16 protein-coding genes and 4 pseudogenes are annotated in these 21161 nt (G+C 52.9%); 9 read left to right on the plus strand and 11 right to left on the minus strand.

What is annotated here, in order from left to right; translation table 11 throughout:
- Positions 1–97 precede the first annotated feature (97 nt).
- From suhB to ACQGXV_RS02310, 4 genes and pseudogenes are all read left to right on the plus strand, one after another.
- Complete coding sequence (suhB, locus tag ACQGXV_RS02295; RefSeq protein WP_440864769.1) at positions 98–901, plus strand: inositol-1-monophosphatase; 804 nt, start codon at positions 98–100, stop codon at positions 899–901.
- 183 nt (positions 902–1084) lie between these two features.
- On the plus strand, positions 1085–2209 hold the full coding sequence (locus ACQGXV_RS02300; RefSeq protein WP_440864770.1) for an ABC transporter substrate-binding protein: 1125 nt from the start codon (positions 1085–1087) through the stop codon (positions 2207–2209).
- A gap of 3 nt (positions 2210–2212) precedes the next feature.
- Positions 2213–2386 (plus strand): annotated as a pseudogene (locus tag ACQGXV_RS02305) (iron ABC transporter permease); the annotation flags it as partial.
- Between the two features lie 86 nt (positions 2387–2472).
- Positions 2473–3447 carry an IS30 family transposase gene (locus ACQGXV_RS02310; RefSeq protein ID WP_440864745.1) on the plus strand — a complete coding sequence of 325 codons (975 nt, stop codon included), beginning with the start codon at positions 2473–2475 and terminating at the stop codon, positions 3445–3447.
- A gap of 39 nt (positions 3448–3486) precedes the next feature.
- Here the strand turns inward: ACQGXV_RS02310 and ACQGXV_RS02315 are convergent.
- The 5 genes and pseudogenes from ACQGXV_RS02315 to ACQGXV_RS02335 form a co-directional block, all read right to left on the minus strand.
- Positions 3487–3900, minus strand: a pseudogene (locus ACQGXV_RS02315) (ABC transporter substrate-binding protein); the annotation flags it as partial.
- A gap of 36 nt (positions 3901–3936) precedes the next feature.
- Entirely contained in the window at positions 3937–4911 is a 975-nt protein-coding gene (locus ACQGXV_RS02320) for an IS30 family transposase (RefSeq protein WP_440863132.1), read from the minus strand.
- Between the two features lie 35 nt (positions 4912–4946).
- Complete coding sequence (locus ACQGXV_RS02325; RefSeq protein WP_440864771.1) at positions 4947–6050, minus strand: nickel/cobalt transporter; 1104 nt, start codon at positions 6048–6050, stop codon at positions 4947–4949.
- The gene (locus tag ACQGXV_RS02330; RefSeq protein ID WP_440864772.1) at positions 6041–6715 is read right to left on the minus strand and encodes a DUF1007 family protein; all 675 of its coding nucleotides are present in this window, start codon (positions 6713–6715) and stop codon (positions 6041–6043) included. The genes ACQGXV_RS02325 and ACQGXV_RS02330 overlap by 10 nt, the downstream gene beginning before the upstream one ends.
- 81 nt (positions 6716–6796) lie before the next feature.
- The gene (locus ACQGXV_RS02335) at positions 6797–7945 is read right to left on the minus strand and encodes a 3-phenylpropionate MFS transporter (RefSeq protein ID WP_440867171.1); all 1149 of its coding nucleotides are present in this window, start codon (positions 7943–7945) and stop codon (positions 6797–6799) included.
- Positions 7946–8066: 121 nt separating this feature from the next.
- Here ACQGXV_RS02335 and ACQGXV_RS02340 point away from each other — a divergent pair, with 121 nt between their 5' ends.
- Together ACQGXV_RS02340 and ACQGXV_RS02345 are read left to right on the plus strand one after the other, a co-directional pair.
- Entirely contained in the window at positions 8067–8966 is a 900-nt protein-coding gene (locus ACQGXV_RS02340) for a transposase family protein (RefSeq protein ID WP_440862939.1), read from the plus strand.
- Between the two features lie 53 nt (positions 8967–9019).
- A complete protein-coding gene (locus ACQGXV_RS02345; protein ID WP_440864773.1) occupies positions 9020–9193 on the plus strand; it encodes a hypothetical protein in 174 nt (57 codons plus the stop codon).
- 321 nt (positions 9194–9514) lie between these two features.
- On the opposite strand, the gene ACQGXV_RS02350 is transcribed toward ACQGXV_RS02345, so the two are convergent.
- Positions 9515–10489: an IS30 family transposase gene (locus ACQGXV_RS02350; RefSeq protein ID WP_440864745.1), complete on the minus strand. Its 975-nt coding sequence runs from the start codon at positions 10487–10489 to the stop codon at positions 9515–9517.
- A gap of 268 nt (positions 10490–10757) precedes the next feature.
- Positions 10758–12011, minus strand: coding sequence for a serine hydroxymethyltransferase (gene glyA / locus ACQGXV_RS02355; RefSeq protein WP_440864774.1), 1254 nt, complete (start codon positions 12009–12011; stop codon positions 10758–10760).
- Positions 12012–12336: 325 nt separating this feature from the next.
- Between glyA and hmpA the strand changes: the two are divergent.
- The 3 genes and pseudogenes from hmpA to ACQGXV_RS02370 all read left to right on the plus strand — a co-directional run bounded on the left by hmpA (position 12337) and on the right by ACQGXV_RS02370 (position 16888).
- Positions 12337–13621, plus strand: a pseudogene (hmpA, locus tag ACQGXV_RS02360) (NO-inducible flavohemoprotein).
- Positions 13622–13953: 332 nt separating this feature from the next.
- Positions 13954–15591: a pectin acetylesterase PaeY gene (gene paeY / locus ACQGXV_RS02365; protein ID WP_440867172.1), complete on the plus strand. Its 1638-nt coding sequence runs from the start codon at positions 13954–13956 to the stop codon at positions 15589–15591.
- 137 nt (positions 15592–15728) lie between these two features.
- A pseudogene (locus tag ACQGXV_RS02370) lies at positions 15729–16888 on the plus strand (pectinesterase family protein).
- Between the two features lie 46 nt (positions 16889–16934).
- Here ACQGXV_RS02370 and glnB read toward each other — a convergent pair.
- The 4 genes from glnB to ACQGXV_RS02390 all read right to left on the minus strand — a co-directional run bounded on the left by glnB (position 16935) and on the right by ACQGXV_RS02390 (position 20870).
- Positions 16935–17273 carry a nitrogen regulatory protein P-II gene (gene glnB, locus ACQGXV_RS02375; RefSeq protein ID WP_195315181.1) on the minus strand — a complete coding sequence of 113 codons (339 nt, stop codon included), beginning with the start codon at positions 17271–17273 and terminating at the stop codon, positions 16935–16937.
- 103 nt (positions 17274–17376) lie between these two features.
- Complete coding sequence (gene glrR, locus ACQGXV_RS02380; RefSeq protein WP_440864775.1) at positions 17377–18714, minus strand: two-component system response regulator GlrR; 1338 nt, start codon at positions 18712–18714, stop codon at positions 17377–17379.
- Positions 18715–18728: 14 nt separating this feature from the next.
- On the minus strand, positions 18729–19397 hold the full coding sequence (qseG, locus tag ACQGXV_RS02385) for a two-component system QseEF-associated lipoprotein QseG (RefSeq protein WP_440864776.1): 669 nt from the start codon (positions 19395–19397) through the stop codon (positions 18729–18731).
- 42 nt (positions 19398–19439) lie between these two features.
- Complete coding sequence (locus ACQGXV_RS02390) at positions 19440–20870, minus strand: sensor histidine kinase (protein ID WP_440864777.1); 1431 nt, start codon at positions 20868–20870, stop codon at positions 19440–19442.
- Positions 20871–21161: the final 291 nt, after the last annotated feature.

Here is a 21161-nt window from a genome sequence, read left to right on the forward strand (position 1 = left end):
AAAACAAGATTAGTGTATCACAGACTTCGCTATTTACTCTTTCCCCTGCTATACTGCGCCTCGCTTTCTGTTCTTTAACATCCTAGTGGACGATACCATGCATCCGATGCTTAACATCGCTGTGCGCGCTGCGCGCAAGGGCGGTAATTTAATTGCCAAGAATTATGAAACCCCCGACGCCGTTGAAGCGAGCCAAAAAGGCACCAACGACTTTGTTACCAACGTTGACCGCGACGCCGAACGCCTGATTATTGAGGTGATCCGCAAATCCTACCCCCAGCACAACATTATTGGTGAAGAGTGCGGCGAAGTAGTCGGTGAAGACGACACAGTGCAATGGATTATCGATCCGCTGGATGGCACCACCAACTTCGTTAAACGTCTCCCCCATTTTGCTGTTTCCATTGCGGTGCGCATTAAAGGCCGCACTGAAGTCGCGGTGGTTTACGATCCGATGCGCAATGAGCTGTTTACCGCCACGCGTGGTCAAGGCGCACAGTTGAACGGCTATCGTCTACGCAGCGGCAACGCGCGCGATCTGGAAGGCACCATTCTGGCGACCGGCTTCCCTTTCAAGCAGAAACAGCACGCAACCCCTTACATCAATATGGTGTCAACCCTGTTTACTGCCTGCGCTGATTTCCGTCGCACTGGCTCTGCCGCGCTGGATCTGGCCTATGTGGCAGCGGGCCGCGTAGACGGTTTCTTCGAAATTGGTCTGAAACCCTGGGATTTTGCCGGTGGTGAGCTGCTGGTGCGTGAAGCTGGCGGTATCGTGACTGACTTCGTCGGCGGCCACAACTATCTCGCTTCTGGTAACCTGGTGGCGGGCAACCCGCGCGTGGTGAAGTCCATTCTGTCTACTATTCGTGAACAACTTAGCGAAGCCCTGAAACGCTAAGGCTGTCCTTTGTCCCGTTCACCGGCGGTGGGCGGGACAACATCTGATATTTTTCCTTACATTGCGTTCCTGTTAAGTTTTGGCGTATGGTAATACGATAATGATTATCAAATGCATTACATCTGTCTGATTTGTATTAGGAGAGGCCTAATTCATCAGGGCAGGTGGTAACGGGACGACACCATGTTTAAGAAATCCATCAACTCGCTGTTTTTCACAGCACTTCTTGCCACACCGCTTTTCAGCCACGCCACACAATATCCTTTAACTGTCACCGATATGGCGGGCAATACCGTCACACTGCAACAAGAGCCGAAGCACCTGGTGCTGCAAGACGGGCGCGATATTATGGCGCTGGCGCTGCTGGTTCGCGACGATCCCTTCCAGCGTTTAGTGGCATGGAACAATCTGCCGAAAAAACAGGATACCGCTACCTGGAACCTGTTGAATGGCAAATGGCCGGACGCAGAAACTATCCTTGATATGGGCTTTGGTGACAAAGGCGACATCGAGCTGGAAAGCGTGCTGGTGAAAAAACCGGATTTGATGGTAGCACAACTGCGTGCCAAAGCGTCTCTGGAAGGCAATGGCGTGGTTAACAAACTGAACGAACTGCACATTCCGTTGCTGTTTGTTGATTATGAAATCGATCCGGCCAAGAACACCGCAGACAGTATTGACCTGCTCGGCAAGGTGCTCAACCGCGAAGAGAATGCCAAGGCCTATACCGATTTCTACCGTCAGCACGCCGCAGACATCCAGCAAAAAACCGCGGCCATTACGCCGAAACCGCGCGTGTTTATTGAACCTATCGCGGGCAACAGCGATGCCTGCTGCTTTAGCCATAAAGATAACGGCTGGGGCGGTTTGCTAAGAGCGGTTGGGGTGACCAATATCGCCGCCGATCTGCTGCCGGGTGCTACTGGTTTTATCTCACTGGAAAAAGTGATCGCGGAAAAACCGGATGCCTATATCATGACCGGTTCCAAACGCGGCAATAGCGCCAACAAAATTCTGTCGTTCGGCTATAACGCTACCGCAGAAGATATTCAGGCTAAAGCCGATGTGCTGTTAAGCCGTCCAGGTATCGATCAGGTCCCCGCCATCAAGGCAGGCCAGGTTTACGGGGTGTATCACCACTTCTATAACCATCCGTATAACATTGTCGGCATGGAATATCTGGCGAAAATTGCCTATCCGCAAGCGCTGGCAACGTTAAATCCGGATCAAACCTACCACGATATCGTGCGTCGCTTTACCACGCTTCCGGACACACCGTTTATTTTCAGTCAAAAGTTGGCCAAGTAGTCGATGAGTACAACCACTGACATCAGTAGCCAAAAGGCGGCTGACTCGGATATTCTCCTTCATTATCAAGATATTCTGCGCCACCGGTTGCTGATCATGCTGCTGCTGGTCGCCGCCATCGTGGCTTCCCTGCTGCTGGATTTCACCATGGGGCCGTCTGGGCTTTCGCTCGATGCCCCATTCCCAGTCGAAATGCAACAAAGTGACCCACTGGCCAGACCCGGATAAAATCACCGTTCTGGCCCTACTGGAGATCCCGTTGCATGCAGGGAAAACATCTGACTCACAAAGAGCGGTTCTACATCGAAAAACGGCGTGGTGATGGGGTTAACCAGGCCACCATCGCCCGGGAACTGGAGCTTCCTCGTTCTACCATCAGCAGGGAGCTCAGACGCAATACCGACGCCGCTTTCAACGGGGTCTATTCCTGCAGAAGGGCCGAAACGTTGGCCAGAGGGCGGCGGCAGAAAACAGGGCCGGACAGCGTGATTAACCAGCTTGAACCGCACATTCAGGACTTTATCAGAACGGCGCTGTCTACCCACACCTCACCTGAGGTCATCAGTGGGCGCCTGGTCCTGGAATTTGGCCTGTCCGTCAGCAAGAACTCGCTCTATCGCTATATCCAGCAGGAGCGCCGGGCCGGCGGTGAGCTGTATCAGCAGCTCCCTCATCGGGGTAAACGGTATAACTATCAGACCGATGAGAACAAACGCGGTCCTATTCCCAACCGTGTTGGCATTGAGCAGCGGCCGGCCGTTGCTGACCTCAAGCAGGAACCCGGGCATTTCGAGATTGACACCATCTTTGGCAAAGATCAGAAATCATTCCTGCTGACGGTGGTCGATAAAGCCGTCAAGCTGGTCATCATTCGCAAACTGCCCAACAAGCGAGCAGAGACAGTGGTAGCGGCCTTCAGGGACATCGTTGCCAATACCTTCTGCGAGTTTAAAACCCTGACTGCTGACAACGGTTCTGAATTTTCCCAGCACGGGGAAATTACAAAAGTCACGGGGGCACCGGTCTACTTTGCCCGGCCATATCATTCCTGGGAACGCGGGTTGAATGAGCATACCAACGGGCTGATACGGCGTTTTTACCCGAAGGGAACGGACTTCAATTATGTCACCCATCGCAAGGTTGCAGCACTCGAACACCTGCTCAATACGCGAGGCCGAAAATCGCTGGGTTACCGTTCTCCAAATGAGGTATTTTTAACGCACTTACAGGCGGCATAATGCCCTACCGTTTTGTTGCGTTTCGACTGGGAATGGGGCCCATTTCGCCATCGCCTGAATCGCAACAAACTGATACTGACTATCGTAGAACTGGTGCCAAATGGCATGGGCATTGCCGTTGGTCGCCACCGGCAAGGTTTTGAACGCAGAACGCTGCATCAACGCAGCCAAACGCTTGGTGTCTTCCACCGTGTCCGCCCCCGGTCCCACGCCAACCCACTTGTTCGCCGTGTTGTAGTTTTTCCAGTTAGCCCCCGTGACAATCACCACATCCGGACGAGCGCTGATGATAAATTCCGGATTCAAGGTGCCAAAGGTACCGGGGATCGCCGTTTTGGCGATATTGCTCCCACCGGCAACTTCCACCATTTTGCCAAAGTTTTCATCACCAAAGGACATGCATCACTCATCATCATAGCCGCCAGCACGATCGATCATCACTTTCGGACGGCCCCATTCCCAGTCGAAACGCAACAAAACGGTAGGGCATTATGCCGCCTGTAAGTGCGTTAAAAATACCTCATTTGGAGAACGATAACCCAGCGATTTTCTGCCTCGCGTATTGAGCAGGTGTTCGAGTGCTGCAACCTTGCGATGGGTGACATAATTGAAGTCCGTTCCCTTCGGGTAAAAACGCCGTATCAGCCCGTTGGTATGCTCATTCAACCCGCGTTCCCAGGAATGATATGGCCGGGCAAAGTAGACCGGTGCCCCCGTGACTTTTGTAATTTCCCCGTGCTGGGAAAATTCAGAACCGTTGTCAGCAGTCAGGGTTTTAAACTCGCAGAAGGTATTGGCAACGATGTCCCTGAAGGCCGCTACCACTGTCTCTGCTCGCTTGTTGGGCAGTTTGCGAATGATGACCAGCTTGACGGCTTTATCGACCACAGTCAGCAGGAATGATTTCTGATCTTTGCCAAAGATGGTGTCAATCTCGAAATGCCCGGGTTCCTGCTTGAGGTCAGCAACGGCCGGCCGCTGCTCAATGCCAACACGGTTGGGAATAGGACCGCGTTTGTTCTCATCGGTCTGATAGTTATACCGTTTACCCCGATGAGGGAGCTGCTGATACAGCTCACCGCCGGCCCGGCGCTCCTGCAGGATATAGCGATAGAGCGAGTTCTTGCTGACGGACAGGCCAAATTCCAGGACCAGGCGCCCACTGATGACCTCAGGTGAGGTGTGGGTAGACAGCGCCGTTCTGATAAAGTCCTGAATGTGCGGTTCAAGCTGGTTAATCACGCTGTCCGGCCGTGTTTTCTGCCGCCGCCCTCTGGCCAACGTTTCGGCCCTTCTGCAGGAATAGACCCCGTTGAAAGCGGCGTCGGTATTGCGTCTGAGTTCCCTGCTGATGGTAGAACGAGGAAGCTCCAGTTCCCGGGCGATGGTGGCCTGGTTAACCCCATCACCACGCCGTTTTTCGATGTAGAACCGCTCTTTGTGAGTCAGATGTTTTCCCTGCATGCAACGGGATCTCCAGTAGGGCCAGAACGGTGATTTTATCCGGGTCTGGCCAGTGGGTCACTTTGTTGCATTTCGACTGGGAATGGGGCCGGGCGGATACCACCGGTAATGGCAGGTTGCGCAGAGAGATAAAGCAGAATGCCCGCACCAAACAGCACCATCCCCCCCGCCAGCGATAGCGTGCTCCAGGCAGTCTGTTGCCACAGCGCAGGCGCACGCGAACGCCCCATGCGTTCAATCACCCGGCGACAAAAGAATACCAGCAGCGCCAACACCGAGAGAGTAATGGCCGTGCCCAGCGCCATGGCGAGCGCAGAAGCAACGCCCCAGGCAAACACGCCGATCACTTTGGAGAACAACAGCACCAGGATGGCCCCCGAGCAGGGACGCAACCCCATAGCAAATACCACTGCCACGCGGGTACGCCAGCCATCACCACGTTGCAATTCTTCCTGGGAAGGGAGATGACGATGGCCGCAACCGCATACGCCATCATCCGTCACGGGTGATAACGGCGCTAACGGCAGTGGGCGCACCTCTGCAGTTAGCGCGTGAATACGCTGAATACTTGGTTTGCTGGCATGTCGGGCATGGGTAACCGCCGTCCACAGACGTTTAAGGGCACGCACGCTGAGCCACAATCCCAGTAGCGCCACCAGCATAAAACTGGCCTTTTCCATCCAGAAACTGCTGGCGTGCAGTGCCCGGCTGGAGAGTTGCAACACCCCCAGCGTCACGCTCACCAAGCCAATCGCCATCATGCCTTGCAGCAGCGAGGATGCCAGCGTCAGTTTCAGACTGTTTGTGAGCTGCGTCGGGTGGGTGGCAAGGTAAGTCGTGATCACCACTTTACCATGACCCGGCCCCACAGCATGCAAGATGCCGTAGACCAGACTGAACGCCAGCAGGCTCAGCCCCGCCTGATGCGGCTGTTCGTGCACCGCCTCAAACAGCGCTGACATCTGCTGATGCATCACCTTCTGCCAGGCAATGCTTTGCAGCAGAATATCCGGCCAATAGCGCAGCGCCACCTGAGCCCCCAGCGCCAGCAGCAATAAAAAAGCCGCTAACGGCCACAGGCCAAAGCACAGTCTCAAGGTGAGATTGCGTTTTCGTTTTTCAAACACGGTCAGTGGCATTCCAACGTAATCTGTTGTGCAAACTGTTTGCCCAACGCCAGATCCTCATCGGGGGCATCGGCTTTATCCAGCGACAGCGCATAAGAGCGTAAATCAGCACTGGGTTTTGGGGTAAACAGCGCTGTTTTACAGTGTTCTGCCAGCACAGGGGCAAGGCGCACAGCGTTTTTATCCTGATAGGACATATCGACAAAATAGGTCTGGTCAAAGGTAGAAATCTGTAGCGGCGCGCCTTTCAAAGGCTGCGGGTGCGCCAGCGGCAGCACAAACTCCAGCACGGCTTTATTGCCCTGCCGCGACAAATGATATTCTGTCGGCATCGGTTGAAATTTCACCGCCACGTTATCCCGGTAGATCTCAGTAAAATAGTGCTGACCCAACACGTTCGCCATCACTTCCGCCGCCAGTTTTTTCCAGATTTCAGAGTCACTCTTCGCCTTGCCCGCATCGTAGAGCAGATCGGCTGAGGTGATGGGATCCATCGTCCAGTGCATACGCAACCCGGTGATGGTGTCATTCTCACCTTCAACCGTGGTTTGGATATCGATGAAACTGTGGGGATGCGCCCACACCGAAGGCGAGGCAAGCGGTAGCAGCGAGAACAACACGCCCCACCGCCACCCTAACCGAGCACAACAGCGACCGAAAGTGTTATAAAGTAACATAATGTATCGTCTCTTGACGCAGACGATGACACCCGAACGTTCCAAGTGTCATCCTATTCCGAAATGAACGTGATGCCCGGTTTATGTGTGTTGAACAGGCGTGGCAGGTCGCAAAAACAGCGCGGGAACCACCAGCGCCGCCATTACCCAAAAGGTGGCGTGTTGCAGATGCTCAAACAAAAAGCCCGATACCACCGTCATCACCGCAATGCTGCCGCCCATCGCCAGTGCCGAGTAGACGGCCTGCAAGCGCAGAACGTCGCCACCGCTACGCGCAGAAATAAAGCGCATCGCGGCCAGATGGCACAGGGTAAAGGTACCGCAGTGCAATATCTGTATCACAATCAACCAGGGCAATGCTACGGTGGCCCCCATCAGCCCCCAGCGCACAATGCCTGCCACCGCTGACAGCAGCAACAAGTCGCGGGCGCTAAAACGCGCAAACCAGCGTTTGCTGAACATAAATACCACGACCTCGGCCACCACCCCCAGCGACCACAAATAGCCAATCACCGCTGGCGAAAACCCCGCATCCTGCCAGTAGATAACGCTAAACCCATAATAGGCTGCGTGCGCCCCTTGCAACAACGCCACGCAGAGCAAAAAGCGCCACACGCCCGTTTCACGCAGTAATGTCGGCCAGTGAGTGACCGGTGCGGCATGCTCGCCGCCTGCGCTGGCCAGTGGCATAACAGAAGGTTGCAGCTGCATGCCCAACAGCATACACACCAACCCGACGGTCAGCGTTGCCAGGATTGCCGTGTGCCCCCAAGCAGCCACCAATTCACCGGTGACGGCAGAGCCAATCACAAAGGCTATCGATCCCCAGACGCGCACTTTGCCATAGTCCATAGCGATCTGGCGTTGCCAGGTGGCGGCCAGCCCATCGTTGAGCGGCACCAGCGGTGAAAAGAACAAATTAAAGCCCACAATCACCAGCAGCAGCCACACCCAGGCATTGCCCATCCAGAAACCCAGCGCGAGGAGCAGCGACAGCAACGCCAAAAGACGTATCGCATTAATCAGGTGAGCGGGATTTTTTACACAAGGCGTAATGAAGAGACTTCCGATACAACGTGCGACTAGCCCGGCACCGAGCAGCAAACCGATCTCTTCCGCGCTAAGACCTTCCTCTTTTAGCCAGCCGCTCCAGAACGGCAGGAAAATGCCGTAGCAAAAAAAGTAGGTAAAATAACTGAGCGCCAGCCAGTAGGTGGATTGCAAAAACATCGTCTCTCCTTCTTCCTGTAACTGGCGCAGCACTATAAACTAGTTGCTGAATAGAGACTTGCATTTTTTGTCAGGCTATTGAGAATAAAAAGAGGTTTAACTTAGAGAATAAAGGTTTGAAATGATCAACAAAGAGCGGTTGTTACGAGATAATCGTTTATGTAAAGCAATCATTGGATTATCAGTCGAAGAATTGAAAAATTTAGCCGCTGAATTTTCAGCTTGTTATTTGATTTATCGGAAAAAGAATCGAAAAGATCACGAGCGGCAGATGGGTGCAGGGCAGAAAGGATTTATCCCAACCCCATTAGATAAACTGCTTTTTATTTTATTGTATTTAAAATGTTATCCGACCTATGATTTGCAAGGACTTCTTTTTGGTTTAGATAGAACACGGGTATGTCGCTGGGTAAAAATATTATTGCCGGTTTTAGAGATGACCTTGGGGCGAGAATGTGTTTTGCCCGCTCGTCAAATTCGCTCTGCTGAGGAATTTTTTCGCGCCTTTCCTGGAGTTAAAGACGTCTTTATTGATGGGACAGAGCGACCTGTCCAAAAGCCTAAGAATCTGCGTCGGCGAAAAAAAATGTATTCGGGAAAGAAAAGACAGACCACTCGAAAAGGGCTTATTATGACTGACGAAACAAGGCAAATTGGATTTATCCCCATGAGCAAAAATGGGCGCCGTCACGATAAACGCTTACTCGATAAAGTCGATATAATTCGCCATATTCCTCCTGAGGTAACCATCTGGGCAGATACCGGTTTTCAAGGTATAGATAAACAGCATCCTAATACACAAATCCCAAAAAAAGGAACTCGAAAAAGACCTTTATCGCCTGAACAAAAACAAGAAAATAAAATAATCTCGGGCATCCGTATTACAGTTGAACACGCCATCGCGGGTATCAAGCGCCTCGGTTGCATGACCCAAATTTTACGGAATCGTAGACCCTTTATTGATGATACCTTCTTACTCCTTAGCGCCGGTCTTTGGAATTTCCATCTCAGAACAGCGTAAAATTTACTTCAATCACCGAAACACCCTTATTTCACTATTAAGCAACACGCTTATTGTCGCTGGCAGAAATTAAACCGGAGTTGGTTATCGAACCGATCGAACCGGTGTTATACAGCCCATCATTGCCCGTAATGATACCGGCATTGCTGATTGAGCCAATGGTCGAGGAGTTGGTGACGCCGAAATCGGTTCCGGTGATCGTACCGGTATTGGTTATGCTCAGATAATCCTGCGCAGTTGTGATGCTCAGGCCGCTGATATTCGTGGAAACATCGATCTATGCAGCGGATGATGGGTAAGTAAAAAGGACACCTAGTACGGCACTTACTGCCACCACCAACGGTTTGACTTTGAATGACGAAGACCTCATCCGGTACTTCCCCCAAAATAATATAACTAATTGATATTTAATAAATCATCTGATATCGATAGCCTTTTAATTAATAACGATGAATAAAAATGATTTACCGTTATTAATTAGAAGAAACCTTCCTGAAAACAACATGTTTGCCCCATTCCCAGTCGAAACGCAACAAAACGGTAGGGCATTATGCCGCCTGTAAGTGCGTTAAAAATACCTCATTTGGAGAACGATAACCCAGCGATTTTCTGCCTCGCGTATTGAGCAGGTGTTCGAGTGCTGCAACCTTGCGATGGGTGACATAATTGAAGTCCGTTCCCTTCGGGTAAAAACGCCGTATCAGCCCGTTGGTATGCTCATTCAACCCGCGTTCCCAGGAATGATATGGCCGGGCAAAGTAGACCGGTGCCCCCGTGACTTTTGTAATTTCCCCGTGCTGGGAAAATTCAGAACCGTTGTCAGCAGTCAGGGTTTTAAACTCGCAGAAGGTATTGGCAACGATGTCCCTGAAGGCCGCTACCACTGTCTCTGCTCGCTTGTTGGGCAGTTTGCGAATGATGACCAGCTTGACGGCTTTATCGACCACCGTCAGCAGGAATGATTTCTGATCTTTGCCAAAGATGGTGTCAATCTCGAAATGCCCGGGTTCCTGCTTGAGGTCAGCAACGGCCGGCCGCTGCTCAATGCCAACACGGTTGGGAATAGGACCGCGTTTGTTCTCATCGGTCTGATAGTTATACCGTTTACCCCGATGAGGGAGCTGCTGATACAGCTCACCGCCGGCCCGGCGCTCCTGCTGGATATAGCGATAGAGCGAGTTCTTGCTGACGGACAGGCCAAATTCCAGGACCAGGCGCCCACTGATGACCTCAGGTGAGGTGTGGGTAGACAGCGCCGTTCTGATAAAGTCCTGAATGTGCGGTTCAAGCTGGTTAATCACGCTGTCCGGCCCTGTTTTCTGCCGCCGCCCTCTGGCCAACGTTTCGGCCCTTCTGCAGGAATAGACCCCGTTGAAAGCGGCGTCGGTATTGCGTCTGAGCTCCCTGCTGATGGTAGAACGAGGAAGCTCCAGTTCCCGGGCGATGGTGGCCTGGTTAACCCCATCACCACGCCGTTTTTCGATGTAGAACCGCTCTTTGTGAGTCAGATGTTTTCCCTGCATGCAACGGGATCTCCAGTAGGGCCAGAACGGTGATTTTATCCGGGTCTGGCCAGTGGGTCACTTTGTTGCATTTAGAGTGGGAATGGGGCGTTTGCGATAAGAACTGTCTCAAAGGGTAGACGGGGCGTGGGAGAAAACTTTCATATTCTGATTCTTGCGCTAAGCGCATACAGGCTTGTATATCAGAGAGTTACGCGAAGATAGTGAGGAAAAGCGGTAAAAAAAACGCCAGCCCGAAGGCTGGCGTTAACTTACAGGTTACTGGCGATCAGGCATAAACCGGGAAACGCTCGCAAATAGCGAGGACTTTTTGTTTCACGCGTTCAATGGTCGCTTCGTCATTGATGTTATCCAATACATCACAGATCCAGCCTGCCAACTCACGCACTTCTGCTTCCTTGAAGCCACGACGGGTTGCCGCTGGCGTACCGATACGGATACCGGAGGTAACAAACGGGCTCTTCGGATCGTTCGGCACACTGTTTTTGTTAACGGTAATGTTAGCGCGACCCAGAGCTGCATCGGCTTCTTTACCGGTCAGGTCTTTGCTTACCAGATCGAGCAGTAACAGGTGGTTACTGGTGCCACCGGAAACCACGTTGAAACCGCGCGTCAGGAACACCTCAACCATGGCCTTGGCATTCTTCGCGACTTGCTGCTGGTAAACTTTGAACTCAGGTTCCATCGCTTCTTTCAGTGCGACCGCTTTACCGGCGATAACGTGCATCAACGGGCCACCTTGACCGCCAGGGAAGACTGCAGAGTTCAGTTTTTTGTACAGACCTTCATCACCGCCCTTGGCCAGAATCAGGCCGCCGCGCGGACCCGCCAGCGTTTTATGGGTAGTGGTGGTGACGATATGCGCATGGGGAACCGGGTTAGGATAAACATCAGCCGCGACCAGACCCGCAACGTGCGCCATATCCACAAACAGATAAGCACCAATGCTGTCAGCAATTTCACGCATTTTCGCCCAGTCAACCACGCCTGAGTATGCAGAGAAACCGCCTACGATCATTTTCGGTTTGTGGGTTTGTGCCAGTTCAGCCATTTCTTCGTAATCGATTTTACCGCTTTCATCGATGCCGTAAGGAATCACTTTATACAGTTTGCCAGACAGGTTAACCGGAGAGCCGTGGGTCAGGTGGCCGCCGTGAGCCAGGTTCATTCCCAGGATGTTATCACCCGGTTGCAGCAGTGCGGTATACACGGCAAAGTTGGCCTGAGAACCGGAGTGCGGTTGCACGTTAGCATAGTCAGCACCGAACAGCGCTTTAGCGCGGTCAATCGCCAGTTGCTCTACGATGTCAACGTATTCGCAGCCGCCGTAGTAACGTTTGCCGGGATATCCTTCGGCATATTTGTTGGTTAACTGAGACCCTTGAGCCTGCATAACACGTGGGCTGGTGTAGTTTTCTGACGCTATCAGTTCAATATGCTCTTCCTGACGCACCACTTCTTGCTGCATCGCGTGCCACAGTTCGGCATCGTAATCTGCAATGTTCATTTCACGCTTTAACATCCGCATCTCCTGACTCAGCTAACTATATGTACAATAAAAATGCCCGCAACGGGTATTGGGCTATAGTGTAAACCGTTTATCCCCTTGCATGATAGGGCTTGACAGAGGTTTTTACGCAAACGATTAGCTCCAAGCAGCACAAGGCTTAGCGGCCTAATGACTTTGTGCACTGGCAAGGGAGTTTTCTTCATCTGCATCCTGCATTTTCTTCATTTTGTATTCCCATCGACACAATAAACACCAACACAAAGCAGGGATTTACAACGCGACAACGCTCGAATAAGATGCATTAAAAATGCATCTTATAAAACCATCTGGAGTCACCATGCTAGACGCAAAAACCATCGCTACCGTAAAATCAACCCTGCCCTTGCTGACAAAAACCTGCCCGGCACTGACCGCCCATTTTTATCAGCGCATGTTCAGCCACAATCCTGAACTGAAAGACATCTTCAACATGAGTAATCAACGCAATGGCGATCAGCGAGAAGCCTTATTCAACGCTATCTGCGCTTATGCCGCTATAGCCAAGCGACATTATTTTGATAACAGCCAGCTATGCTTCTTTGCCGCATATCAGGGCATAGGATGTAATCATTTTTAAGTCGGTTGGCTATAATATCGACAACCTCTCTGCGCTACTGCCTGCGGTGGAACGTATCGCACAGAAACATGCCAGCTTCTCGATCCAGCCCGCGCAATATGACATCGTTGGTAAGCATCTGCTGGCCACGTTGGACGAATTGTTTATCCCCGGCGAGGAGATATTGGATGCCTGGGGCAAGCCATATGGCGTATTGGCTGAGGTTTTTATTCAGCGTGAACGCGCCATTTATCAGGATGCGGCCAGCCAGCACGGCGGCTGGGAAGGCACTCGCCCTTTTCGCATCGTGAACAAGCAGGCGCAGAGTGCGCTGATCGCCAGTTTCACGCTGGAACCTGTCGATGGCAAACCGGTGGTGGATTTTAAACCCGGCCAGTATTTGGCAGTCTACATCCGCCACGACAGTCTCACTCATCAGGAGATTCGCCAATATTCCCTGACGCACGCCCCCAATGGCCGCACTTACCGCATTGCGGTGAAACGCGAGGCTCAGGGAACGGTTTCCAGCTATCTCCATGACATAGCACAGGAAGGCGATATCATTTCACTGGCAGCCCCCAACGGGGATTTCTTTTTATCGGCCTCACCTACCACGCCAGTCACACTTATCTCTGCGGGTGTAGGGCAAACACCGTTACTCAGCATGTTGCATCAGTTAAAGAATCAGGCACATGAGGCGGATATCCTGTGGTTACACGCTGCTGACAACGGCGATGTGCATGCCTTTGGTGATGAGCTGGCGCAGATTAACCAGCAATGGCCCACCTTGACGCGTTACGTCTGGTATCGCCAACCCGGTAAAGACGATCGCCCCGGTGAAGATTTTCATTATCAAGGCGTAATGGCGCTGAACAAGTTGGCGTACCGCCTGACCGCTGCCAGCATGCATTTTTATCTGTGTGGCCCGGTGGCCTTTATGCAATTCGTCGCTCATCAACTCCTCGCATTGGGCATTGCGCCCTCACAGTTACATTACGGATGCTTTGGCCCACATAAAGTCGTGTGATGCACCGACTCGCAAGCCCCTACCGCGCGTGCTTTTGCCCGTGCGGTAATCTTATCCACGATCACAAATTTATGCTCCCACCCAATACGCTGATGATAAAAAACGGTATCGATCACAAAAATCCGCCACGCCATAATTAAAATAACGCTTCATTTAAAAAAACGCCGTTTTAGCTTCTTGATTTGCTCCGCGGCCGGTCTGCATCCCACTTTTTTGGCCGAACTCACAAGGAATTTGTGTAAGAATCATTAGCACTGCGGCAAGCCTGTTGCACACCACCAAAACGACGTCGTCTTTTTTACTACTTTTTGCTACAAGGGATGTATCTGACCATGTCTATACGATTTTCTCACCGCATTACGCTCGCGCTGCTGATTAGCGCTTCCGTGGGCTATGCCAATGCACAAAAGCATGCAGCACCGGCTAGCGAAACGCTGCCTGCCACGGTGTTGGGAGAACACACCACGCTCGAAGGTATCGTTGCACACCGCGATGTGCGCCTGCCCGCCACCATTATTGTGCGTGACCAACAAGGTCACCGTCGCCAAACGCAAACGGATGAGCAGGGCCACTACCAGTTAGACGTGTCTGAATTAACGGCACCGCTGCGCCTGTCTGCAGTCGAGTCCGGTGGCAATAACTGTTTGCTGAACAATCAGGCGCGCGCCATCTGCCTGAGCGCCTTACTGCCAACCGCCCAATCGGGTAAAGGAAACACCGCCAACATCAACCCGTTTACCGATCGCATAGCCTCCGACATGGCCGCTGCCGCAGGCTATATCGGCCCACAGCAACTCTCCGATGACGCCGGTACACCAGCGCTCTCGGCGGCAACCTGGAAACAGGCTAATGCAGTGTTTCATGCCAGTTTCGGTGCCGCGTTAAAACAGGCGGGCATCACTAAACCTGCACAATTTGATCCCCTGCACTACCCGGCAACGCAGCAAAAAGTCGTTCGCCAACTGGTTGAGGTGATTAATCACAACCGCAACTACCATAACGACAGCGGGCAAGCGGGCCACACCGTACTGACGGACAGCGTGTTCCGGCCTATCGTCGGGCTTAGCGCCGATGGCAGCTACGAAGGGCTGGATTACGGCTATGCCCGTCGTCAGTTGGATGAGATCAAAAAGGCCAAAACGCGCATCTTTATCGTTGGCGACTCCACCGCCGCCAACTACGAGAAACTGCGTTTCCCACGCATGGGCTGGGCACAGGTGTTTGAACAGCAATTCCGCCATGACGGCAGCGTCAAAGTGATCAATGGTGCCCGCGCCGGACGCAGCTCGCGCGATTTCTTCTACGAAGGTTGGTTCCGTCAGATGCAGCCGCTGATGCAGCCCGGCGACTACATTTTCATTCAGATGGGCCATAACGATCAGAACTGTAACGGCGCCAGAGCGGTACGCGGTGCGGCGGATGTCGGCAACCTGTGTACCTACGCCAACGATGAGGCAGGCAAGCGCCAATTCCCGCAGGGTAAACCTGACATGTCATTCCAGAACGCGCTGGAACGCTATATCACCTATGCCCGCCAGCATCAGATGATCCCAGTGCTGTTAACGCCGACAACCCGTGTGAAAGATGCGCAAGGCAAAGATGGCACCCCGGCCGTTCACAGTCACTTTACCCGGCAAAATGCTGAAAACGGTTTTGCCTTTATCGGTGACTACAGCCAAACCATAAAAGATACCGCGAAAGCCAACAATGTCCCGTTGCTGGATGTCGAACCCGATACCATTGCACTGGCTAACAGTGGTAACGGGCATCACTGGAAGCAGTACTGGCTGGTGATCGATCCTAAGCGTTACCCGTACTATAAAGATCAGGCAGGCAGCACCAGCAAACCGGATACCACCCATTTCCAACAAAAAGGCGCGATTGCGGTGGCCGAGATCGTCGCAGACAACATTCGCACCGACGATGCGCTGCGCCCGCTGGCCGATCATCTGATCAAGAAAAAACCCTAAGACTTACTCCCCTGAGCGTTTGCTCAGGGGCGCTTTCCCATCGTGCGAACGGATGGGGTTTACCTCTCGGACACTACAGTTAAGGAATGATCGGTATGTTTAAACCTCTCTCAGGCGCGATTGCGTTGGCCGTTCTGATGGCCGCACCCTGGCAGCACGCCATCGCCAGCTCGGATGTTAACGCGGTAGTTTCTGCCACGGCACCTGCCGCCCCCAACACCTTTAAAACCATTGGTGAGGCTATCGCCAGCGCACCCGCTGATACCACGCCGTTTGTTATTTACATCAAAAAAGGCACTTACCACGAGCGTCTGGTCATTACCCGTCCCAACGTGCATTTTAAAAGCGAAGACCGAGACCACACCATTATTGCCGTGGATACTGCCGCCGGTGCCCTGAAGCCTGATGGTTCCAAATGGGGCACCTCCGGCAGCTATACGGTGAAGATCGATGCGCCTGATTTCAGTGCCCGCACGCTCACCATCCGCAACGATTTCGACTATCTGGGCAATGAAGCCAAGAAGAGTGATGACCCAACCAAGATAAAAGACACCCAGGCGGTGGCACTGTTATAGCCAACCGACTTAAAAATGATTACATCCTATGCCCTGATATGCGGCAAAGAAGCATAGCTGGCTGTTATCAAAATAATGTCGCTTGGCTATAGTGGCAGAGAAGAGCGATCGTGCCTACTTTCACGATGTCAGCCTGGTCGGTTATCAAGACACGCTGTATGTCAAAGGTCAAAGGGGGGCGCAGTTTCTTTGAGAAATGCCGTATCAGTGGCACCGTGGACTTTATTTTCGGTAACGGCACAGCGCTGTTTGATGATTGCGATATCGTCGCCCGCCCGCGCGTTAACCCCGGTGATGAATCCTATGGTTACCTGACCGCTCCCAGCACTGATATCAACCAAAAGTACGGTTTGGTGATTACTAACAGCCGGGTGTTCAAAGAAGGCAGCACTGTCCCCGCGAAAAGCTATGCACTCGGTCGCCCCTGGCATCCGACTACTACCTTCCCTGATGGCCGCTATGCCGATCCTAACGCCATCGGACAAACGGTGTTTATCAACACCCAGATGGACGATGTGATCTACGGCTGGGACAAAATGTCCGGTAAGGATATCAAAGGCGAGAAAATCTGGTTCCAGCCGCAGGATTCGCGTTTCTTCGAATACCACTCAACCGGTGCAGGCGCAGAAAAAAATGACGGACGGCGTCAGCTAACCGCAGAGCAGGCCGCAGAATACAGTAAGGAAAAGGTTCTGGCGGGCTGGACACCCACCGCACCTTGACAGGACGTTGCACGATCCCTGCTCAGCGGGGATCGTGGCTACAGCATCAGATAGCCGCTTCGTCTTCTTCGCCAGTACGGATACGTACCACGCGTGCCACATCAAACACGAAAATCTTGCCGTCACCAATTTTACCGGTCTGAGCGGTCTGAATGATGGTTTCGACACAGGTATCGACGATGTCATCGGCAACCACCAGCTCGATTTTTACCTTGGGCAGGAAATCGACCATGTATTCTGCACCACGATACAGTTCGGTATGGCCCTTCTGGCGCCCAAAGCCTTTTACTTCCGTGACGGTCATGCCGGTGATACCCACTTCGGCTAACGCTTCACGCACGTCGTCCAATTTGAACGGTTTGATAATCGCATCTATTTTTTTCATGAAATAACCTTTGTGAACCTGTTTCTCTTCGACCGCCGTCGGGCATCAGTAACAAACATTCAGTGAAACGGTAACGCCAAGCGCAGCAACGTAAAACGCGTTGTCACTCTTTAAAATCGTTGGCATCCAACGCATGACGTCCAAGCAATTTATAGAATTCGGTGCGGTTACGCCCCGCCATTCTGGCTGCCTGCGTCACGTTGCCTTTGGCAATTTGCAGCAGCTTGCGTAAATAGTTCAGCTCAAACTGGTGACGCGCCTCCACAAAGGTTGGCAACGCCGTATTCTCGCCTTCCAGCGCCTGTTCTACCAGCGCATCGTTAATCACTGGCGCGCTGGTCAGCGCCACACAGCGCTCAATCACATTGACCAGTTGACGCACATTACCGGGCCAACTCGCCGTCATCAAGCGTTTCATTGCATCGCTGGAAAAACTACGAACGAACGGCTTATGGCGATTGGCCGCTTCACGCAGCAGATGATTGGCCAGCAGCGGAATATCCTCGGCCCGTTCATGCAATGCAGGCAATTTCATGGTCACTACATTTAAACGGTAGTAGAGATCTTCACGAAATTCGCCTTTTTCCATCGCAACCGGCAAATCGCGGTGCGTAGCGGAGAGAATGCGCACATTGATATCAATGTCCCGGTTGCTACCCAATGGGCGCACCTTACGTTCCTGCAATACGCGCAGCAGTTTGACCTGTAGCGATAGCGGCATATCGCCGATTTCGTCAAGGAACAGCGTGCCCCCTTCCGCCGCCTGAAATAACCCCTCGCGACTGCTGACCGCACCGGTAAACGCACCTTTGGCATGACCAAACAGTTCAGACTCCAGCAACGGTTCTGGCAGTGCACAGCAGTTAATAGCGATAAACGCGTTTTTTGCACGTGGGCTGGCGCTGTGGATTGCCCGCGCCAGCACCTCTTTTCCGGTTCCACTCTGCCCGTGAATCAGCACGCTCACGTCAGATTGGGCCACCAGTTTAGCTTGTTCCAGCAAACGCAGCATCACTGGGCTGCGCGTCACGATGGTTTCTCGCCAGTGGGACTCTCCGGCAGGGGCGCTGAGCGCCAGTGCATCATCGATCGCCTTATAGAGCGCGTCGCGATCTACCGGTTTTGTCAAAAAGCCAAATACCCCTTGCTGCGTCGCGGCCACGGCGTCGGGAATCGATCCGTGAGCCGTGAGAATGATCACCGGCAGCCCTGGCTGCTGCTTCTGTATTTCAGAAAATAGCGCCAAGCCATCCATTTCATCCATGCGCAAATCACTGATGACCAAATCAATACTATCGCGAGCCAGCACGCGCAGCGCTTCAGCACCGCTTTCAGCCGTCACAACATGAAACCCTTCGCTGGTCAAACGCATACCCAGCAGTTTTAGCAAGCTGGGATCGTCATCGACCAGCAGCAAATCAGCCGTTTTTCGAATTGTCATGGGCGTGTAGGCTCCTATTTTGACGCCGCAGGCGCACCGTGGCGCTCCGCCGCGCCAGACTCATGCGAAGCCGCTGGCTCCGGAAGTTCACCGCTCATCGGCTTGCGCGTGGAAAGCTGGCGCTCAATATCCGTTAGGTTTTCCAGCTTGCGCGTCGTTACATCCAATTGATATTGCAAATTACTCTGTTGAACCCGCATCGCTTCGAGCTGTTTGTCATTGGCCTCCTGCAAACGCTGAGTGCGCATGCGTTCATCCGTCAGCGCCAGCCAGAACGTCTGTTTATCCTGCCAGGTTTGCAACAGCGGGCGCAGTGCCGCGGGAAAGTCAGTTTGAAACCCATTCAGCCGATCGAGTGCCTGACGCCGTTCCGCCGGGGTGATTTTGACTTGATCGAGTAAGATGCTCTGCTTGAATGCCTGATCCCAGGTCGCGCTCCCCAGCGTTTGTGCTGCCTCACGCGCCTGTTGCGGGTTTAATCGTTCAGAATAATCCATCGCGCGTAACCAATAAAGGGCGTTATTCGCCGCGTCGCGATCGTCAATGCGCCACAGGCTATCGCACGGCATCAGACGGTAGTCGCTCACTTGTTCCCTCGGCGTGACATTTTCAACATCACGTATCGCAATACGGTGATGGGTGGTGTCAACACAGCCCGCGAGCAGCGCCAGGAGCGCCAACACCGAACCGCGAACCCTGCCGTCAGAGCACCTTGCTTTCATTTGTTATTCATTCTCAGCGGTTAAGGGCAATTCAATACGAAAACAGACGTCAGCATAATCCACCGGAATCAGACTCAGTTCCCCCCGCATGCGACGAATACAATCGCGCGCTATGCTCAGCCCAAGACCGCTGCCTTTCACCGCGCCTTTGCGCTGGTGGCTTCCCTGATAAAAGGGCTCAAAAATCATGCCTTGTTCTGCTTCAGGGATCGGCGCGCCATCGTTGGCAACGTCAATCTGAACCCGGTGTCCGTGCTGGCGACTCCGAATCCAAATGTTACCGAATTCGTTGCCATAGTGCACCGCATTGGAATAGAGATTATCAATAACGCGCATCAGCAGTGTGGTCTCGGCCCAGCACTGGGTAACATCAAGCCGCGTTTCGGTGTGGATCGCCTTGGTGCGCGCCGGCAGGCTGTGCGAAGACATCACGATATCCACCACTTCATCAATGTCGACAGGCTCCATCTCCGTTGGGGTATCCGCCAGCTTGCGGTTGTAATCCAGCAACTGATCGATAAGTTCCAGCAGGTGGCGACTGCTGTTATCCAAAATCGCCACCACATCTTTTTGATCCGACGTCAACGGCCCAACAACTTCGTCGGCCAATAGTGAGGTGCCTTCACGCAGGCTCGCCAACGGTGTTTTCAGCTCATGGGAGATATGGCGCAGAAATTCGTGCCGCTGCGATTCCAACCAGGAGAGTCGCTCACTCAGCCAGATAATGCGCTGCGCCAGCGTGCGAATCTCTCTTGGCCCCTTAAAGGTGCTGGTATTGCCGAGCGATCGCCCTTCTCCCAGGCGTTTGATCATGCGCTCCACGCCGTTAAGCGGTCCGATAATCATACGGGTAAACAGCACCACTAACAGCAAACTGACCATAAACAGCACCAGCGACTGCCAACCGAAAAACTTGCCGCGCTCGGCGATGCCCTGTTGCAATTGCTGACCGCGAGAAAACACCACTTCACGTGTCATTTGCAACAGTTGCGCATTGACCTGCGCAAACTGTGTCAGTTGTTCCTGCGCCGCGTTGGTTGGCGTGCTATTGGCACAATCAAGAGTCGCCAGCGAGGCAAGGTGTTGGCTTAGCTGTTGGTAAGTACGCGGGTCGTGCAGGACATTTCTGTGCGCTTCCAGCATCTGCGCATATTGCTTGTGTTGGCTTTGGTAGAGGGTAGCCAGCGTGCTGTCATCCAACACGCAGTATTGGCGATAGCTACGCTCCATCGCCAGTGCGGTGCCACTCATGGCCTCACTGCGGCGCGCGTCTACCAGCATGGATTTGTTAATGTCCGCCGCTTGTTCGCTCAGCGTGTCCAGGCTGTCATACGCCTGATAGGCCAGCAGCGGCAGGAGTACCAGCAGGAACGCCATAATAACTAATTGGCGCAGAGAGCGCGGAAACAGACGCCAGCGTTTCAAGGAAATCATCTCGTTATTTATTCATCCGTCATGATGCTAACGAAGTGGCACAAAAGCGCAATGTTTTTCCCTTGGCAAGCAGGGTAATGAAATCAATCAAGAGGTGAAGAGCAGAGAGTCAGTCGCTGCCCGGTTACATCTCTGCTAACCGGGCAACTGAATAGGCGGTGCCTCACTCAACGTGTCGCCCGATGTTTGATAAAGCTGCATAGCAGACTGTTATCGGTGTAGTGGATGATAGACACCCTTTCTTGTGGCGTCATTCGGCGTGTTATGAGCGCAAAGCGACATTATCAACAG

Origin of the sequence: Symbiopectobacterium purcellii, assembly GCF_052050035.1 — a bacterium.
In the GTDB taxonomy this organism is placed as follows: Bacteria; Pseudomonadota; Gammaproteobacteria; order Enterobacterales; family Enterobacteriaceae; genus Symbiopectobacterium; species Symbiopectobacterium purcellii_A.

What these genes read in the sequence shown, in the direction of transcription:
- ACQGXV_RS02325 (WP_440864771.1), bottom strand. Translation starts at nt 6,050, where the DNA reads ATGCCACTGACCGTGTTTGAAAAACGAAAACGCAATCTCACCTTGAGA.
- paeY (WP_440867172.1), top strand. Translation starts at nt 13,954, where the DNA reads ATGTCTATACGATTTTCTCACCGCATTACGCTCGCGCTGCTGATTAGC.
- ACQGXV_RS02340 (WP_440862939.1), top strand. Translation starts at nt 8,067, where the DNA reads ATGATCAACAAAGAGCGGTTGTTACGAGATAATCGTTTATGTAAAGCA.
- suhB (WP_440864769.1), top strand. Translation starts at nt 98, where the DNA reads ATGCATCCGATGCTTAACATCGCTGTGCGCGCTGCGCGCAAGGGCGGT.
- ACQGXV_RS02350 (WP_440864745.1), bottom strand. Translation starts at nt 10,489, where the DNA reads ATGCAGGGAAAACATCTGACTCACAAAGAGCGGTTCTACATCGAAAAA.
- glnB (WP_195315181.1), bottom strand. Translation starts at nt 17,273, where the DNA reads ATGAAAAAAATAGATGCGATTATCAAACCGTTCAAATTGGACGACGTG.
- ACQGXV_RS02335 (WP_440867171.1), bottom strand. Translation starts at nt 7,945, where the DNA reads ATGTTTTTGCAATCCACCTACTGGCTGGCGCTCAGTTATTTTACCTAC.
- ACQGXV_RS02310 (WP_440864745.1), top strand. Translation starts at nt 2,473, where the DNA reads ATGCAGGGAAAACATCTGACTCACAAAGAGCGGTTCTACATCGAAAAA.
- ACQGXV_RS02330 (WP_440864772.1), bottom strand. Translation starts at nt 6,715, where the DNA reads ATGTTACTTTATAACACTTTCGGTCGCTGTTGTGCTCGGTTAGGGTGG.
- glrR (WP_440864775.1), bottom strand. Translation starts at nt 18,714, where the DNA reads ATGACAATTCGAAAAACGGCTGATTTGCTGCTGGTCGATGACGATCCC.
- glyA (WP_440864774.1), bottom strand. Translation starts at nt 12,011, where the DNA reads ATGTTAAAGCGTGAAATGAACATTGCAGATTACGATGCCGAACTGTGG.
- ACQGXV_RS02300 (WP_440864770.1), top strand. Translation starts at nt 1,085, where the DNA reads ATGTTTAAGAAATCCATCAACTCGCTGTTTTTCACAGCACTTCTTGCC.
- ACQGXV_RS02390 (WP_440864777.1), bottom strand. Translation starts at nt 20,870, where the DNA reads ATGATTTCCTTGAAACGCTGGCGTCTGTTTCCGCGCTCTCTGCGCCAA.
- ACQGXV_RS02320 (WP_440863132.1), bottom strand. Translation starts at nt 4,911, where the DNA reads ATGCAGGGAAAACATCTGACTCACAAAGAGCGGTTCTACATCGAAAAA.